This is a genomic window from Stenotrophomonas sp. CFBP 13718, assembly GCF_014842145.1.
GTDB lineage: Bacteria > Pseudomonadota > Gammaproteobacteria > Xanthomonadales > Xanthomonadaceae > Stenotrophomonas.
Genome location: NZ_JACYVC010000005.1, coordinates 104,972 through 121,766, shown reverse-complemented (window position 1 = coordinate 121,766; position 16,795 = coordinate 104,972). Strand labels below are relative to the sequence as shown.

General features: G+C 65.7%; 16 protein-coding genes. 5 read left to right on the top strand and 11 right to left on the bottom strand.

Annotation, left to right across the window (positions count from 1 at the left end):
* Nucleotides 1-3 precede the first annotated feature (3 nt).
* The 3 genes from IFT58_RS10075 to IFT58_RS10065 form a co-directional block, all read right to left on the bottom strand.
* Nucleotides 4-783: a hypothetical protein gene (locus tag IFT58_RS10075; protein ID WP_192094649.1), complete on the bottom strand. Its 780-nt coding sequence runs from the start codon at nt 781-783 to the stop codon at nt 4-6.
* Nucleotides 784-1,050: 267 nt separating this feature from the next.
* The gene (locus tag IFT58_RS10070) at nt 1,051-1,680 is read right to left on the bottom strand and encodes a LysE family translocator (RefSeq protein ID WP_192094647.1); all 630 of its coding nucleotides are present in this window, start codon (nt 1,678-1,680) and stop codon (nt 1,051-1,053) included.
* Nucleotides 1,677-2,414: a YqcI/YcgG family protein gene (locus IFT58_RS10065; protein ID WP_192094645.1), complete on the bottom strand. Its 738-nt coding sequence runs from the start codon at nt 2,412-2,414 to the stop codon at nt 1,677-1,679. Before IFT58_RS10065 ends, IFT58_RS10070 begins: the two co-directional genes overlap by 4 nt.
* Before the next feature lie 184 nt (nt 2,415-2,598).
* Between IFT58_RS10065 and IFT58_RS10060 the strand changes: the two genes are divergently transcribed.
* Nucleotides 2,599-3,747 carry an aldo/keto reductase gene (locus IFT58_RS10060; protein WP_192094643.1) on the top strand — a complete coding sequence of 383 codons (1,149 nt, stop codon included), beginning with the start codon at nt 2,599-2,601 and terminating at the stop codon, nt 3,745-3,747.
* 250 nt (nt 3,748-3,997) lie between these two features.
* Here the strand turns inward: IFT58_RS10060 and IFT58_RS10055 are convergent, their stop codons facing one another.
* Nucleotides 3,998-4,732, bottom strand: coding sequence for an SDR family oxidoreductase (locus tag IFT58_RS10055; protein ID WP_192094641.1), 735 nt, complete (start codon nt 4,730-4,732; stop codon nt 3,998-4,000).
* A 105-nt stretch (nt 4,733-4,837) separates the two neighbouring features.
* On the opposite strand from IFT58_RS10055, the gene IFT58_RS10050 reads away from it, so the two are divergent.
* Nucleotides 4,838-5,740, top strand: a complete 903-nt coding sequence (locus IFT58_RS10050; protein ID WP_192094639.1) for a LysR family transcriptional regulator — start codon at nt 4,838-4,840, stop codon at nt 5,738-5,740.
* A gap of 425 nt (nt 5,741-6,165) precedes the next feature.
* Here the strand turns inward: IFT58_RS10050 and IFT58_RS10045 are convergent, their stop codons facing one another.
* Nucleotides 6,166-6,963, bottom strand: coding sequence for a helix-turn-helix transcriptional regulator (locus IFT58_RS10045; RefSeq protein WP_192094637.1), 798 nt, complete (start codon nt 6,961-6,963; stop codon nt 6,166-6,168).
* A gap of 71 nt (nt 6,964-7,034) precedes the next feature.
* Between IFT58_RS10045 and IFT58_RS10040 the strand changes: the two genes are divergently transcribed.
* The 3 genes from IFT58_RS10040 to IFT58_RS10030 all read left to right on the top strand — a co-directional run bounded on the left by IFT58_RS10040 (nt 7,035) and on the right by IFT58_RS10030 (nt 9,548).
* Nucleotides 7,035-8,261 (top strand): MFS transporter, encoded by a 1,227-nt coding sequence (locus IFT58_RS10040; RefSeq protein ID WP_192094635.1) that lies wholly within the window; start codon nt 7,035-7,037, stop codon nt 8,259-8,261.
* A gap of 140 nt (nt 8,262-8,401) precedes the next feature.
* Nucleotides 8,402-9,178, top strand: a complete 777-nt coding sequence (locus tag IFT58_RS10035; RefSeq protein WP_192094633.1) for a HipA family kinase — start codon at nt 8,402-8,404, stop codon at nt 9,176-9,178.
* Complete coding sequence (locus IFT58_RS10030; protein WP_192094631.1) at nt 9,156-9,548, top strand: DUF3037 domain-containing protein; 393 nt, start codon at nt 9,156-9,158, stop codon at nt 9,546-9,548. The genes IFT58_RS10035 and IFT58_RS10030 overlap by 23 nt, the downstream gene beginning before the upstream one ends.
* 127 nt (nt 9,549-9,675) lie before the next feature.
* Here IFT58_RS10030 and IFT58_RS10025 read toward each other — a convergent pair whose 3' ends face one another.
* From IFT58_RS10025 to IFT58_RS10000, 6 genes are all read right to left on the bottom strand, one after another.
* Nucleotides 9,676-10,167, bottom strand: a complete 492-nt coding sequence (locus IFT58_RS10025; protein WP_342029552.1) for a transposase — start codon at nt 10,165-10,167, stop codon at nt 9,676-9,678.
* 360 nt (nt 10,168-10,527) lie between these two features.
* Complete coding sequence (gene gyrA, locus IFT58_RS10020; protein WP_192094629.1) at nt 10,528-13,239, bottom strand: DNA gyrase subunit A; 2,712 nt, start codon at nt 13,237-13,239, stop codon at nt 10,528-10,530.
* 189 nt (nt 13,240-13,428) lie between these two features.
* Nucleotides 13,429-14,493, bottom strand: coding sequence for an S-methyl-5-thioribose-1-phosphate isomerase (gene mtnA, locus IFT58_RS10015; RefSeq protein WP_192094627.1), 1,065 nt, complete (start codon nt 14,491-14,493; stop codon nt 13,429-13,431).
* Nucleotides 14,494-14,513: 20 nt separating this feature from the next.
* A complete protein-coding gene (locus tag IFT58_RS10010) occupies nt 14,514-15,212 on the bottom strand; it encodes a DUF3011 domain-containing protein (protein WP_188327241.1) in 699 nt (232 codons plus the stop codon).
* Nucleotides 15,213-15,344: 132 nt separating this feature from the next.
* Nucleotides 15,345-16,289, bottom strand: a complete 945-nt coding sequence (gene epmA, locus IFT58_RS10005; protein WP_192094894.1) for an EF-P lysine aminoacylase EpmA — start codon at nt 16,287-16,289, stop codon at nt 15,345-15,347.
* 5 nt (nt 16,290-16,294) lie between these two features.
* Nucleotides 16,295-16,777, bottom strand: a complete 483-nt coding sequence (locus IFT58_RS10000; RefSeq protein ID WP_192094625.1) for a GNAT family N-acetyltransferase — start codon at nt 16,775-16,777, stop codon at nt 16,295-16,297.
* Nucleotides 16,778-16,795: the final 18 nt, after the last annotated feature.

Sequence of the window (16,795 nt, the reverse complement as noted above, 5' to 3'; positions counted from 1 at the left end):
GCGTTACCGGATGCCAGCATGGGCACATCCGCCGCTGTCCCTGTTCAACGGTAGGACATGTTCCGACGACAGGGTTCCGCCACGTCGCAACGTCTCGGCCGCACATGAAATCCATTTTTTGAATGCAGTGTCATGGATGTGCATTGCAGCGCTTACCTGTTCAGCCGATTCTTCGCCCCGCAGTCGCTGCACAAGCGGACCGTCGAACTGGTCAGGCGAGACCACCGCGCCGTGTTCGATGCTGGAATAAGTCGGCCCCACGACCATTGCGGCCCACAGCTCCGTGCGTATGGCACCGGTGGCGACACTGTCGTGATCCAGGCCGAAGTCGAACCATGTCGTATCCCAGTCAAGCACGCCACCGGAGAAAAGTGCGGCGTACAACTCACCGATGACGGACTGCTGCCACGCCATGATGCTCACGAGCACCTTTGGGGGTACGGGCACATCTGTTCTGGACTCCAGCAATGACTTGACCGCGTGATGGCGCGTGAAGCCTGGCAGACCCGGATACGCCTTGCACACGCTGGTTGGCAGTGCGCTGACCGCGGCAACGAGGCCTCTCAACGCATCGGCATACCGCGCCATCGTCGCTTCGTCCAGGCGCGAACTCATGCCGCGCCAGACATCATCGTCTCCGAGACCGAGAACAATCTGTTGCAGGCGCGATGGATCCGAGGTGCGACCTGTGGCGCTTGCCTGCCTCGCCTCCCACACCGCAGGAAGCCGTTTGCTCCAGTCCTCCCGCGCCGGATCGGAAGAGCGCACGGGCGAGGCCTGCATGGCACCTCCATTGCCAACTGCTCGCAGCGGGAGCGGGCCGGGGGCGGTCGCAGTCACGGGCGCGCCCGGTGGAGAGGGCTCTCGCAAGATGGAGCGGCCGCCAACAGGGGAGATCGGAAACACGGGGGGGAGCGCACCTGATTTCACGAGTTTCAGTAAAACTGCTTGCGTGCGGATGCGCTTTCGCATTCCGCTCTGGCTGGGCGAGCTGCCGCAGGGCGCGGTGGTTAAGTGCGATGACGCATCGCCGGGACGGCCGCTTGACCGTCATCCCGACGCGCTCCAGAACGCGCGCCCGGCAAGCACCACCCCCACCAGTGCCACAACGATCAGCAGCACGCCCGAGCACCGCAGCAGCGCACGCTGCAGCACCGGGCGCAGCAGTCGACGCACCAGCTGGAACATCACCATCAGCGTTGCGAAATCAAGCACCACCCAGAGCAGTGTCAACACCACGAGGCTGAGTGCCGGCTGCGGCATGATGCCGATGAACTGCGGGAAGAACGAGGATAAGAAGATGATGTCCTTGGGGTTGGCGATGGCGACCATGAAGCCTTTGCCGAAGCCGCCGACACCGCCACCTGCCTGCGGCCGGCCTTCGAAGGGGACCGCGCGCAGCAGCCCCCAGCCGACGTAGCCGATGTACAGCGCCCCCAGCAGTTTGATGCCGTTGAAGTACGCCTCATCGATGGCCAGCAGACCCTGGACCATGAGCGCCGACAGCGCGATCAGCAGCAGCGAGGCCGCATTGGTACCGGCGATGGTCGACAACGCGCGCCGCGGCCCGCCGGACAGTCCCGCACTGACCACCAGGATCATCACCGGGCCGGGCAGCGCGATCATCACCGTGACCGTCACGATGTAAAGCAGCAACAGGTTCAGATCGAGTCCGATCATCGCAGGCGCCTGCGCTGCGTGGAGAATGGGCAGCACGCAGGCGCCTCCAGTCCTGGCTCGTCCAGTTGGTACTGCATCCATTCGCGGTTGGCCGGTTCGCCATGGAATCCCAGGCTCGCCGGCGCAGGCGCCTGGTTGTAGCACTCCACGCGATCACGGATCCGCGCGCGCAACGCTCGCCCATGCGGCGAGGCTGCGCTGGCGACCACGTCGAAGTTCTCGCGCGGATTGACCACCAGCACCAGGCATCGGCCCAGGTTGCGACTCCTCAGTTGCACATGGGCGGCCGAGCTGATGTTGACGAACAACGGCACGCCGTTGAAGCAGAAACTCCAGGCCGGGTCGTCGGTGTCATCGGGCACTTTCGCCGGCCATGCCTGCGGATCGTAGCGATGCAGCCATTCCAGCAGCTGCCACGCCGCCGCATGCTGGTCCATTGGCTGCTCGCCTTCTTCGCTGCGGAAGACCAGGCACAGCGGCCGATAGAGACGCTCCTCGATGGCGACCGTCTTGACCATGTCGGTGTAGGCGGCCAGTGCTTCACGCGCGGCAACGTAGCGATCGCGCTCGCAGAACTGGAACCAGATGGAACCGGCCCGCCACGCCTTGCGCGCGAACAGACACGGGAAATCAGCATCCGCCAGCCGCTGGCGGATTTCTTCCCGTGCCACCTGCTGCCAGGCAGGCAGTTCGAGACCGGTATCGCTGCCTGTTTCTTTGCCTGCACCCTGCATCGCACTCTCCCCTCCGTTGCATGGGAAAAGCCTAGGCAGCGCGCTGGCAGCGCACTTGCAGGAATCGCTCGCCCCCGGCGGAACGGGCGTCGGCGATGGCCGTTCCCGCTGCGTTGACACGGTGCCGCGATAAGGTCGTGTGGCTTGCGAGCGCCCTGCACGCCTTCCCCTCCAGGAGACCCCAGTGAACTCACGACGTCAGTTTCTTTCCCTTGCCGCGGCCAGCGCGGCGGTCATGGCGGCCTCGCCGTTGTTCGCGCAGTCACCGGCACCGGGCAGCGTGCTGCCCACACGTGGCACACTCCGCAGCGGCGGCAGCCCGGTTGCGCGACCGCAGCCCACGGGTGGCCGCTACCGTCCGCCGACCCGCATGGGACTCGGCGGTGCGCCCTTGGGTGGCAGCCTGGCACCCACTACCCGTGACGCAGCGCAGGCCACCATGGCGGCGGCGTGGGCCTCCGGCGTTCGCCTGTTCGACACCTCGCCCTGGTATGGGCTGGGCCTGAGCGAGCGGCGCATGGGCAATGAACTGCACCTGCACCCCGCCGATCAGTACACCCTCAGCAGCAAGGTCGGTCGCCTGCTCACGGGCACGGCCGGCCCCCTGCAGAAAACCAACTGGCACGATCCGGCGCCGTTCCGTTATCGCTACGACTATTCCGCAGACGGCGCACGGCGTTCCGTGGAAGACAGCCTCAACCGGCTGGGCGTATCGCAGTTGGATATCGTGTTCATCCATGACCTGTCGCCGGAAAACGAAAAAGACCTCGGCATGCCGTGGGAACAGCGCTTTGCCGAAGCACTGCGCGGCGCCATGCCGGAACTGTCGAAGATGCGTGAGGAAGGCTTGATCAAAGGCTGGGGGTTCGGGGTGAACCGGCCGCAGCCTGCACTGCGCGCGGTGGCCGAATCGGATCCAGACATCATGCTGTTGGCCTGCCAGTATTCACTGCTGGAGCACGAAACCACCCTGCGCGACACCTTCCCGAAGCTCGCTGAAAAAGGCGTTTCGGTGATGGTGGGCTCACCGCTGCTGGCGGGCTACCTGACCGGCCGCGAGCGCTATCTGTACGGCAGCCCGATCCCGGAGTGGGCGCCGGCCAAGCGCGCCAAGATCGCCGCGATCTGCGAGCGCCATGGCATCGACCTGCGCACGGCGGCGCTGCAATTTGCCGACGCGCCGTCGGTGGTCTCGTGCATCGTCCCCGGTGCACGGACGCCCGAGCAGGTCCGCGCGAACGTCGCGTCGATGTCGATCGCCATCCCGGCGGATTTCTGGGCGGAACTGAAGAAAGAAAAACTGATTTCCGCCGACGCCGAAGTGCCTGCGTGAGGTGTGGATCGTGCGGTGGGTTGATCGCGCGGTGAATTGATCGCGCGGTGGATTGATCGCGCGGTGGATTGATCGCGCGGTGGATTGACGGGGCGGTGGATTGATCGCTTGGTAGAGCCGACTTCAGTCGGCTGCTGTTGGCGCGCTCGCCGTCCCGCATTCCGCCGAGCATGGCTCGGCGCTACCAGGGCTGCGGCCTCCATTTCGTGCGGGCTGCGGGTCTCGGTTCCTCACAGCGTCCGTGCGGAAATCAATGCGGGCTGGCGGTCGGACGGACGATGATCTCACTGGTATCCACATCAGCCGGCTGCGCCACCGCAAACGCGATCGCACGTGCCACTGCCTCGGCCGGGATCGCCGTCGCGCGGAACGCCTTCATTTCCTCGCGGCCCTGCGCATCGGAAATACTGTCCGCCAGTTCGGACGTGGTGACCCCCGGGCTGATGGTGGTCACCCGTATCGACGGACTCTCCTGCCGCAGCCCCTCGGAGATCGCCCAGACCGCGTACTTGGTTGCGCAGTAGACCGCCGCCGTCGGTGACACCGCATGCGCCCCGATGGAGGCAATGTTGATCACCTGCCCATGGCCCTGCGCCTGCATCTGCGGCAGCACCGCTGCGATCCCGTGCAGGACCCCGCGGATGTTGACGTCGATCATGCGATCCCACTCATCCAGCTTCAACGACGCCAGCGGGGACAGCGGCATGACCCCTGCGTTGTTGATGATCACGTCCACCCGCCCGTAGGTCTCCACGGCACGCTGGACGAAATCCGCCGTCTGCGTTCGATCGGTGACATCCAGCGCCAGCGCCATCGCGGTTCCGCCGGCAGCCTGGATCTCGGTCACCAGTGCCTGCAACCGATCGATGCGGCGCGCCCCCAGCACCACCGTAGCGCCCTGCTGCGCAAGCAGCCGCGCGGTGGCCTCGCCGATCCCGCTGCTGGCCCCGGTGATGAGCACGATCTTGTCCTGAATCTGGTTCATGGCGAACTCCTGTGGTGACTTCGTGGAAGAGCAGCCACCTTACGAGCGTGTCAGTGTCCAGAGAACTCCCCGCCCGCTGGACAGAGTGGTTAGTATCGGTAACCAATGGACACCGATCTCAACCTGCTGCGCCTGTTCCTTGCCGTTGCCGAGGGCGGCAACTTCCGTGCGGCGGCTGACCGCCTGGGCGTGACCCGCTCTGCGGTGAGCCAAGGCATCCGGCGACTGGAGGACGGCCTGGGCATCGCGCTGGTGCAGCGCTCGACCCGCAGCGTGCGGCTGACCGAAGCCGGCGAGCGCCTGCTCGGCCAGATCGCCGCGCCCTTGAACCTTGTTGCCTCGGCACTCGAAGATGCCGCCAGTGTGGGTGAGCCACGCGGCCTGCTGCGCGTTGCAGTGACCTCCATCGCCGAGCGCTTCCTGTCCGGGCCGCTGATATCCGACTTCCTGCAGACGCATCCCGGCATCACGCTGGATGTCACCGTCACCGACGCGCCATCGGACATCGTGGCGGCCGGCTTCGATGCGGGTGTGCGGCTGGGTGAGGTGATCGAACAGGACATGGTGGCCATCGCGCTTACCGGTCCACAGCGCGAGGTCGTCGTCGCCTCGCCCGGCTATGTCGCGGAGCATGGCGTTCCCACGCATCCCGGCGAGCTCTCCCGCCACCGCTGCATCGGCTGGCGACCCGCGCCGGAAGCAGCGCCCTATCGCTGGGAGTTCGCCGAGGGCGGCCGCGCGTTCGACGTCACCGTATCCCCGCAGCTGACCACCAACGACATGTTGCTGATGGTCCGTACCGCGCTGTCCGGCGGGGGCATCACCTTCGGCATGGAAGAAACCTTCGCCCCGTACATCGCGCGCGGCGAACTGGTGACGATGCTGGACGAATACCTGCCGCCCTTCCCGGGCTTCTTTCTGTATTTTCCAAGCCGCCACAATCCGCCGGCGAAGCTGCGCGCACTGATAGACCACATCCGGGCCCACACCCCGGCAGCCGACGGGTAGAGCTCACGGGTAGAGCCGACTTCAGTCGGCTGCACTGAACCAGCCGGCTGAAGCCGGCTCTACCAAACGCTGCACCGGCCCTGCCCGGGTAGAGCCGACTTCAGTCGGCTGCACTGAACCAGCCGGCTGAAGCCGGCTCTACCAAACGCTGCACCGGCCCTGCCCGGGTAGAGCCGACTTCAGTCGGCTGCACTGAACCAGCCGGCTGAAGCCGGCTCTACCAAACGCTGCACCGGCCCTGCCCGGGTAGAGCCGACTTCAGTCGGCTGCACTGAACCAGCCGGCTGAAGCGGCTCTACCAAACGCTGCACCGACCCCACCCGGGTAGAGCCGACTTCAGTCGGCTGCACCGAGCCAGCCGGCTGAAGCCGGCTCTACCAATAGCGGCGCCGGCTGAAGCCGGCTCTACCAACGGCGGTAATGCGTCAGCGAAAAAACTGGCTCGGACTGAGGCCGAACCGCTTCTTGAACATGCTGGCAAACGCACTGGGGCTGTCATACCCCAACGCCAAGGCGACATCGATCACCTTGCCGCCCTGCGCCAGCCGTTCCAACGCACGCAGAAGGCGCGCCTGCTGCCGCCACTGCCCGAACGTCATGCCCAACTCGCGCGCGCACAGACGCTGGATGGTCTTGACGTCGATCTGCAGGCGCTGCGCCCAGTCCTGCAGGGTCGAGACATCGTGGGGCGTGCGCTCCCAGTGGCGTGCAATGCGCCGCAGGCGTGGATCGCGGGGTTCGGGCAGGTGCAGCGGCAGCACGGGAAGGGTCTGCAATTCATCAATGATCAACTGCATGAGCCGGCCGTCACGGGAATCCGGCGCGTAGGGCTGGGGCACCTCGACCGCGGCGTGGATCAGCGCGGCCAACAAGGGGGTGATCGACACGGTGGACGCCTCGCCGGCAGCATGCGGCATCGCCTGGGGCGCGATGTACAGGCTGCGCATGCGCACCGGCCCCAGGCAATCGACCCGATGCCCGACGCCGGCAGGCATCCAGATCGCGCGCGTGCTGGGCACCACCCAACGACCCGTGCCGGCATGCACCACCAGCACGCCGCTTTCGGCATAGACCAGTTGGTGCCGATCCGGGTGATGGTGCAGCGGGATGAGGGTATCGGCCTGATAGTTGCGCGCCCGGCAGGATACTGCCGTGGACAGGCCTATCGGCAGGGGACGTCCCTGACCGGCGGGCGCCGAGCTGTCCTTTTCTCGATGATCCATGACCATATCGCGCGGGAGGGACTTCGGCGGCGACTTTACCATGCGGCTCCCCCCGCTGATGCAGCGCGCCCATGTCCAGCACCACCCCTTCCTTGTCATCCTCCGTCGCTGCACCGCGCCGTCGCTTGGTCGGCGGCGTCCTTGCCGCGATCACCGGCTCGCATCTGGTCAACGACATGATGCAGTCGCTGATCCTGGCGCTGTATCCGATCCTGAAGGGGCAGTTCCATCTCAGCTTCGCCCAGATCGGCCTGATCACCCTCACATACCAGCTGACTGCGTCGCTGTTCCAACCGCTCATCGGGCTGCGCACGGACCGTCGTCCCGCCCCCTACTCCCTGCCCCTCGGCATGGTGTCCACGCTCTGTGGTCTGCTGTTGTTGGCCTATGCCCCCAGCTTCACGCTGGTGCTGGCAGCTGCCATGTTGGTGGGTATCGGGTCGGCGATCTTCCACCCTGAATCCTCGCGCATCGCACGCCTGGCTTCTGGTGGTCGGCATGGCCTGTCACAGTCGGTGTTCCAGGTCGGCGGCAACACCGGCACCGCGATCGGTCCGTTGCTGGCGGCGGCGGTGATCGTCCCCAACGGACGTACCAATGTGGCGTGGTTTGCCGGCGCAGCGCTGATCGGCATCGCACTGCTGACCTATGTCAGCCGGTGGTATCAACAGCACTTGGCCAGCGTGGCAGCGGAACCACAGCGGCCGCGTTCCGCAGACCCTGCCGCATCGGCGGAGGTGCTTCCTGCCCGCACGGTGCACTGGGTGATCGGCATCCTGCTGGTGCTGATCTTCAGCAAGTACTTCTACATCGCCGGCCTGAGCAGCTACTACACGTTCTTCCTGATACAGAAGTTCCATGTGTCCGTGCAGAGCGCACAGATGCATCTGTTCGCCTTCCTGCTGGCGTCTGCTGCAGGCACCTTGATCGGCGGTCCGGTGGGCGACCGCATCGGCCGCAAGCCGGTGATCTGGGCCTCCATCCTCGGCGTGGCGCCGTTCGCCCTCGCCCTGCCGTATGTGGACCTGGCATGGACCGGCGTGCTGGCGGTGATCATCGGCTTTGTGCTGTCTTCTGCGTTCTCGGCGATCCTGGTGTATGCCCAGGAACTGATGCCGCATCGCATCGGCACCGTGTCCGGCTTGTTCTTCGGATTCGCCTTCGGCATGGGCGGATTGGGCGCCGCCGTGCTCGGCGTGCTGGCCGACCACACCGGTATCGTGCACGTGTACCAGCTGATCTCCTTCCTACCGCTGCTCGGCATCGTCGCCGCCCTGCTGCCGAACCGCCGTGCATGACAGCGTAGAGCCGACGTTAGTCGGCTGCTCACACCCCGTTCCCTCCGCCCACTCCGCCGAGCACGGCTCGGCGCTACCTGGGCATGCTTGGATCATCGCCCTTGCGGTAATCTTGCGGTCCCCCGCCCAAGGAAGCTGCCGTGCGCACCGTGCACGCCCTGCGTTACGTCACCCCGCTGCGCGAAGGGGGATCGCTGCCTGCCATCGTCGAGACCGACGATGACGGGATGGTGGTACTCAAGTTCCGCGGTGCCGGGCAAGGCCCCAAGGCGCTCATTGCCGAACTGATTGCTGGCGAGCTTGCCAGAACGCTGGACCTGCCTATACCGGAGATCCTGTTCGTCGAGCTGGACCGCGAGTTCGCCCGCACCGAACCCGATCCGGAAATCCAGGAACTGATACGGGCCAGTGAGGGCCTGAATCTGGGCAGTGATTATCTTCCCGGGGCCATCAATTACGATCCTGCGGCCATGCCCGTCGAGGCGGATCTGGCTTCGCGCATCGTCTGGTTCGATGCGTTCACCAGCAACGTGGATCGTACTGCGCGCAATCCCAACCTGATGGTCTGGCATCGCAAGCTGTACCTGATCGACCACGGTGCAGCGATGTACTTCCACCACGACTGGGACAGTGCGGGTGAAGCCTGCACGAAGCCGTTCGTGCTGATCCGTGACCACGTGCTGTTACCGTTTGCCTCATGCATTGCCGATGTTGACGAGGCGTTGGCGGCGCGCCTGCCGCCGCATGAGATCGAGCGCATCGTGGCCTTGGTGCCCGATGCCTGGCTGGTCAACGAGCCGGCTTTCCCGACCCCGGCGATGTACCGACAAGCTTACGTCGATTATTTCGTCCATCGCCTGCGCGTCCGCGCCGCCTTCGTCCAGGAGGCCATCCGTGCCCACGCTGCACACATATGACTACGCGGTGATCCGCGTGGTACCCCGGGTCGACCGCGAGGAGTTCATCAACGTCGGCGTGATCGTGTCCTGCCCCGGCGCCCAGCACCTGGAAGCCGCAATCGAGATCGATCCGGCGCGCTTGCGTGCATTCGCACCGACGCTGGAACTTCAGGACCTGCAGCCGTGGTTGGACGCCATCGTGGCCATCTGCCGCGGCGACGCCAATGCCGGACCGATCGCACAACTTCCGGCCCGGGCCCGTTTCCACTTTCTGACGGCAAAACGCAGCTCAGTGGTGCAGATGTCGAGCACGCATGTCGGCCGTACCGCCGACCCGCAGGGGGTCTTGGAGCATCTGCTGAAGAAGATGGTGCGGGTACCGACCTAGGCGCCAACGGCAGCCGGCTGAAGCCGGCTCTACCGCTTCGGCTGGCGGAGGGGTAGAGCCGACTTCAGTCGGCTTGCGTGACACCGCGCGAACGGTAGCCGGCTGAAGCCGGCTCTACCTGCTGCGGTCACATTACGGGTGCCTGGGAGTCGTCTATTTCTTCGAGCGTCCATCGGCACCAGGTGTGCAGGTATTCGCCGAGGGTGGTGGCGAGACCTGCGCGGATGGGGTTGGCCAGGATGTAGCGGGCGTGCTTGTGCAACGATGCGTCTGCCCGGACGGCGTGGTCGTGATATCCCGGTTGCCAGATCGCGCCGCCCCCGCCTCTCTGCCGATTGATCTGCAGACTGCTCCGCCCTTTCATGGATTGCATGCACTGCGCCAGCGATCCCTGCTGCAGTTGGAAGAGCCAGTGCAGATGGTCTGGCATGGCGACCCATGCGAACGTGCTGGTGACGCCTCGGACGTCGAGAGACGCGATGACCTCCCTGATGATGGCCGGGTTGGCGGGCTCAAGGAACAGCGGCGCGCGGTGGCGACAGATTGTGGTGACGGCGTAGACGTTGCCGAGCGAGGAGTGGCGACCGAGGTGGAGGCGTGGGCTGGACATGCTGTCCATGGTGGGCAGCACCGGGCGTGCACGGAATCGGGGCACAGCGGTAAGTGGGGTGAGAGATGCACCGTGAGTGGCGACGGCGGGGGGTAGAGCCGACTTCAGTCGGCTGGTTCACTAGTCGGCGAACGGCAGCCGACTGAAGTCGGCTCTACCTGCTGCGGTTGGGCTTCCTGCGGACGGCAGCCGACTGAAGTCGGCTCTACCTGCTGCGTTGGGTTTCCGGCGAACGGCAGCCGACTGAAGTCGGCTCTACCTGCTGCGGTTGGGTTTCCTGCGGACGGCAGCCGACTGAAGTCGGCTCTACCGTCTACATGCGGCCGGTATAACGAAAAACGCCGGCTTGCGGCCGGCGTTCTTCGATCATCACTCCTGCGGTGGCTCGTCGCCTGGCACCGGGGCAGTGGGCGCTTCGGTGGGGGTGTCGACCGCCACGTCCAGCTCCTCCGCTTCGATGAAGGCATCCATCCGCTCGACGGCCTGCAGTTTCTCTTCCTTCGACAGACGGATCAGGGTGACACCCTGGGTGTTGCGGCCGACACGGCTGATTTCCGAGCCGCGCGTACGCACCAGGGTACCGCCGTCGGAGATCAGCAGCACTTCGTCGGCCGGTCCCATCAGCACCGCAGCGACCAGCTTGCCGTTGCGTTCACTGGTCTGGATGCCGATCACGCCCTGCGTGCCGCGACCCTTGCGCGGATACTCCGGCAGCGGGGTGCGCTTGCCGTAGCCGTTCTCGGTGGCGGTCAGGATGAACTGCATGCCGGCCTCGTCACCGACGTCGACCACGACGTCTGCGCTTTCCACGCTGGTGTCTTCGACGGTGCTGTCGTCCTCGATCTCTTCCTCAACGCCGCCGGCACTCTCTGCGACGATCAGGCTGACGACTTCCTCGCCCTTGGGCATCTTGATGCCGCGCACGCCGGTGGCGGTGCGGCCCATCGAGCGGACCTTGTCTTCACCGAAGCGCACGGTCTTGCCATTCGATGCGAACAGCAGGATGTCCCGCACACCGTCGGTCAACCCGACGCCGACCAGGGCATCGCCCTCGTCGAGGTTGATGGCGATCTTGCCGCGCGCAAGACGGAACGCGAACTCACTGAGCGGCGTTTTCTTAACCGTACCGTTGCGGGTGGCGAAGAACACGAACTGACCTTCGGTGTACTCGCGCACCGGCAATACGGCCTGCACGCGTTCACCCGGCTCCAGCGGAATCCAGTTGATGATCGGGCGGCCACGGGCATTGGAACCGGCCTCCGGCAACTGGTGCACCGGCAGCCAGAACACCTTGCCCGCGCTGGTGAAGGTCAACAGCGTGTCATGGGTGTTGACCAGCCAGAGCTGCTCGATGAAATCCTCTTCTTTCGTCGACGCGGCACTGCGGCCACGGCCGCCACGGCGCTGTGCACGGTACGCACTGACCGGCTGGCGCTTGGCGTAGCCGGCATGGGACAGCGTGACCACCACGTCTTCCGGCGCTATGAGGTCGAGGATGTCCAGGTCTTCTTCGCTGTGGCGGATTTCGGTGCGTCGTTCGTCGCCGAACTCTTCGCGCACGTTGATCAGCTCTTCGCGGATGACCTCCAGCAGGCGGTCCGGATTCTCCAGGATATGGATCAGCCCGGCGATCACTTCCAGCAGTTGCTTGTACTCGTCGGTCAGCCTGTCCTGCTCCAGCCCGGTCAGGCGGTGCAGGCGCATTTCCAGGATCTGCGTCGCCTGGATCTCGGTCAGCTGGTAGCCGCCTTCGATCAGGCCCACGCCCTTGGGCAGGTCTTCCGGGCGCGATGCTTCGGCGCCGGCAGCGCCCAGCAGCGAACCCACCAGGCCCGGATCCCACACGCGCGTCAGCATGCGCTCGCGGGCTTCGTTCGGGTTGGCCGAGCTCTTGATCAGCTCGATCATCTCGTCGATGTTGGCCAGTGCAACGGTCAAGCCTTCCAGCACATGGGCACGGGCGCGCGCCTTGCGCAGCTCGAACACGGTGCGGCGGGTGACCACTTCACGGCGATGGCGGACGAACGCCTCGAGCATCTGCTTGAGGTTCATCAACTGCGGACGGCCGTCGACCAGCGCCACCATGTTGATGCCGAACACCGATTCCATCTGGGTCTGCTGGTAGAGGTTGTTCAACACAACTTCCGCCGACTCGCCGCGCTTGATCTCGATGAAGATGCGCATGCCGTCCTTGTCGGACTCATCGCGCAGTTCGCTGATGCCTTCGAGTTTCTTTTCCTTGACCAGCTCGGCGATCTTCTCGATCAGACGCGCCTTGTTCACCTGGTACGGGATTTCAGTGACGATGATGGATTCGCGGCCGTTGTCGGCCACTTCCACGGCCGCCTTGGCGCGGATGCGCACGCGGCCACGCCCGGTACGGTAGCCGGCGATGATGCCGGCCGTGCCGTTGACGATGCCGGCGGTGGGGAAATCCGGGCCCGGGATGTACTCCATCAACCCGTCGACATCGATCTCCGGATTATCGATCAACGCTATGCAGGCGTTGATGGACTCGGTGAGATTGTGCGGCGGGATGTTGGTCGCCATGCCCACGGCGATACCGGCCGAGCCATTGACCAGCAGGTTCGGGAACCGGGTCGGCATGACCGTCGGTTCGAGTTCCTTTTCGTCGTAGTTGGGCTGGAAATTGACCGTTTCCTTGTCCAGGTCAGCCATGAGTTCATGGGTGAGCTTGGACATGCGGGCTTCGGTGTAACGCATGGCCGCGGCGGAGTCGCCGTCGACGGAACCGAAGTTGCCTTGGCCATCGACCAGCATGTAGCGCAGCGAGAACGGCTGTGCCATGCGCACCAGCGTGTCGTACACCGACTGATCGCCATGCGGATGGTACTTACCGATGACGTCACCGACGATACGGGCCGACTTGAAGTAAGGCTTGTTGCTGTGCGCGTTCAACTCATTCATCGCGAACAGCACACGGCGATGCACGGGCTTGAGGCCGTCGCGCGCATCAGGCAATGCGCGCCCCACGATCACGCTCATCGCGTAATCGAGGTAGCTCTTGCGCATCTCGTCTTCCAGATTTACCTGGATGATTTCCTTGGCGGATTCTGCCATTCGGGTTCCGTTGTCTGGTAGCGGTCCAGTCCGTCGCGCCAGCCCTTGCGGAGCGGCAGCGACGGAATCTCGATTAACTGACGGAGTCTACCACAACGCAGGCTTTTCCGCCCCTGTTCAGCCGGTTTTTACCCGAAGAAATCAGCAACTTAGGGACCGGTTCGCGGTGATCGGAGCGAGCTCGGCCCATCAGCAGCTGAAAGCGGCCTGCATGCTCGCCACCGACGGGGCCAGAATGACGCCGCGCTCGGTGACGATGGCATCGATCAGCTCACCCGGCGTGACATCGAACACCGGGTTCCAGGCGGCGATGCCCTCTGCCACCGTGCGGGTGCCACCGACACCGTACAGCTCACCCGGGTCACGCTGCTCGATCTCGATCTCGGTGCCATCAGCGGTATCCATGTCGACCGTCGAGGACGGTGCCACCACCATGAATTTGACGCCGTGGTGGCGCGCGGCGATCGCCAGCTGATAGGTGCCGATCTTGTTGGCCGTATCACCGTTGGCACAGATGCGGTCTGCACCCACGATCACCCACTGCACCGCACCGGTTTTCATCAGGTGCGAGGCGGCCGAATCGGCGATGAGGGTGGCATCGATACCGTCCTGCTGGAGTTCCCACACCGTCAGCCGGGCGCCCTGCAGCCATGGCCGTGTTTCACCGGCGAACACGCGCGCGATGCGCTCCTGCGCCATGCCGGCACGAATCACCCCGAGGGCCGTACCGAAGCCGGCCGTGGCCAGCGAACCGGTGTTGCAATGGGTCAGCACGCCGCTGCCGGGCTCGATCAGGCCGGCACCCAATGCCCCCATGTGGCGGTTGGCCGCGAGGTCTTCGGTGGCGATCGCTTCGGCTTCAGCCTCCAGCACCTGCTTCCACTGGCCATCGGCTACGGCCAGCACGCGCCGCATGCGGGCCAGGGCCCACGCGAGGTTGACCGCTGTCGGCCGCGACGCATTGAGGCGTTGCAGTGCAGGCTCCAGCTTCATCAGCGCCTGCGCGCCGTCGTCGGCGTCCACCTCGCGGGCGGCAAGCACGACGCCCCACGCGGCGGCGATGCCGATGGCGGGTGCGCCGCGCACGGTCAGCGCATGGATCGCCGCGGCGACGTCGTCGCTGGTGGTGCAGGCCACGTGCTCCACCACGAAGGGCAGCTTGCGCTGATCCAGCAGTTGCAGGGCATCGCCGGTCCACAGGATCGGACGGATGTGGTCGTAGCGGGCGTAATCGATATCGGTAGGCGCGTTCATGCGCCCATTGTAATGCGCGCTCAGTTCACCGAGAACTCGGCGCGGCAGCCATCGTCCACCCACACCCCGCGCTTGTCCCACCCCCAGCTGCGGCCTTCCACGCAGGGGCTGCCGGACAGCTGGCGGACCATGTTCGCGCCGGTGCTGATGGTGGCCCCGCAGAAGCGTTTGCGCCGGTCCTTGGATTCGCAGGTCAACCGGCGCGGCACGTCGACGAAGCCGCCGCCGTCTTCCGCGCCGATCTCGAAGTCGCCCTCACAGCCACGGGTGGTCCAGATTTCGTTGCGCCGGTAGCCCCAGCTGTGGCCTTCGCGGCAAGGCATGCGCGAGTTCTGCCGCAGCAGGCGCACCGGCGCCCCTTCCAGACGCACCGGGCAGCTCTGCGGGCGGCCGTTGGATTCGCAACGCACGACGCGGCGCACCAGTTTGGGCGCGGCCCCTTCGACCGCAGGCGCTGCGTTACCGCGCGCGCGGAACTCGCCCCGGCAGCCGAGGGTGACCCACACACCTGAACGATCGGTGCCCCACTCGCTGCCGCGCACGCACGCGTTGTCAGACAGCTGGCGGACCAGTTCAACGCCTCCGCTGACGTCCATATCGCAATGCTTCCACTCCAGATCGCGGGACTGGCAGCGCACCACCTCGCCGGCATAGCCGCCCTGCCCCGGCGCCGCGGCCGCCGAAGGCAGCAACGCGGTCCAGAGCAGCAGCGCGCCCATCGAGGCCCCCGTGCTTGCCAACAGCTTGTTCAACGACAACCCCGCCTGTAATCGCGATTCACTTGCCACCATGCGGCAACCGGCGTGATAAGAGCATCATCACGCGCGCGCCGCAAGCGTAAAACACGTCGTTCAGGCACGGCTGAAATCAAACGCCAGCACGTCGGCGATGCGCGGGGTCTGCGCCATCGCCATCAGCAGCCGGTCCACCCCCACCGCCACGCCCGCGCACGCCGGCATTGCCGGCAGGGCGGCCAGCAATGCGTCGTCCAGCGGCGGCAATACGTCACCGCGCGCCTGCCTGCGCACATGGTCGGCCTCGAACCGTGCGCGCTGTTCGTGCGCATCGCCCAGCTCGTGGTACCCGTTGGCCAGCTCGACCGGACCGAGATACAGCTCGAAGCGTTCGGCCAGCGCAGGCGTACCGGGGCGGATGCGGGCCAGCGCGGCCTGCGATGCCGGCCAGTCGTGCACAACGGTCATGACCGCGTCGTCGAAACGCGGCTGGATGCAATGGGTCATCAGCAGGTCCAGCCAGTCGTCACGCCCCAGGCCGGCGGGATCGATGGCGATGTCGGCCAGTGGCCGCCGCAACTGCTCGATGCTGTCCTCGAAGGGGTCAACGCCCACGCGCTGCTGGTACAGCGACCGGTAATCGATCACCTGCAGCGTCGCCTGCCGCCCCACCAGCGCGAGCGCCTGATTCACCAATGCGGCGGTTTCCACCACCAGTCCATGATGATCCCAGCCGATGCGATACCACTCCAGCATGGTGAACTCGGGGTTGTGCCGCCCGCCTGCTTCCCCGTTGCGGAAAACGCGCCCCAGTTCATAGCAGTCACCCACGCCTGCAGCCAGCAGACGCTTGAGCGGAAACTCCGGCGACGTACGCAGCCAGCGGCGGCGCACGCCGGCATCGCGATGACCGCTGAAATCGGTGTGGAAGCTGTCGATGTTCGGCTCGGTGTTGCCGGCCGCCGACAGGATCGGCGTCTCCACTTCCAGCACAGCGCGTTCGGCGAAGAACTGCCTGATGAGCGCATTGAGCGCGGCGCGCTGCCGCAGCGCGTGCAGCAAGGGGCTCACAGCACGCCGTCGCGCGGGTGGTCCAGCGGCAGCGTCATCAGGTCGCGCGTGTCGTCGATGTAACCGGTGGCGGTGTACAGGCGGCGCGCCAGCTCGTTGTGGCGGTTCACTTCCAGGCGCAAGCGGCCGACGCCACGCCCGCGTGCGCGCTGCTCGACAATCGCCAGCGCCTGCTTGCCGCGCCCACGGCCGCGTACGCCGGGGGCCAGATACAGTTCATCCAGCAGCGCGAAGTGCCCGCCCTGCTCCAGGCTGAACCCCATGGCGATCACCACGTAGCCACCTACCGCGCCATGCTCGTCCAGCAGCATCAGCACCTCGCCGTTACGGGGATCGGCCAGCAGCGCATCCACGCCACGGCGCACGCGCGCATCATCGAATTCGATCTGGTCTTCGATGTAGAACGCGCGCATCAGCTCGATCAGCTGCGCCTCGTCGGCACGCGTGGCCAGGCGGAAATCCAGGGGGGCGGTCTGCATGCAAGTCTCCTTCAAGGG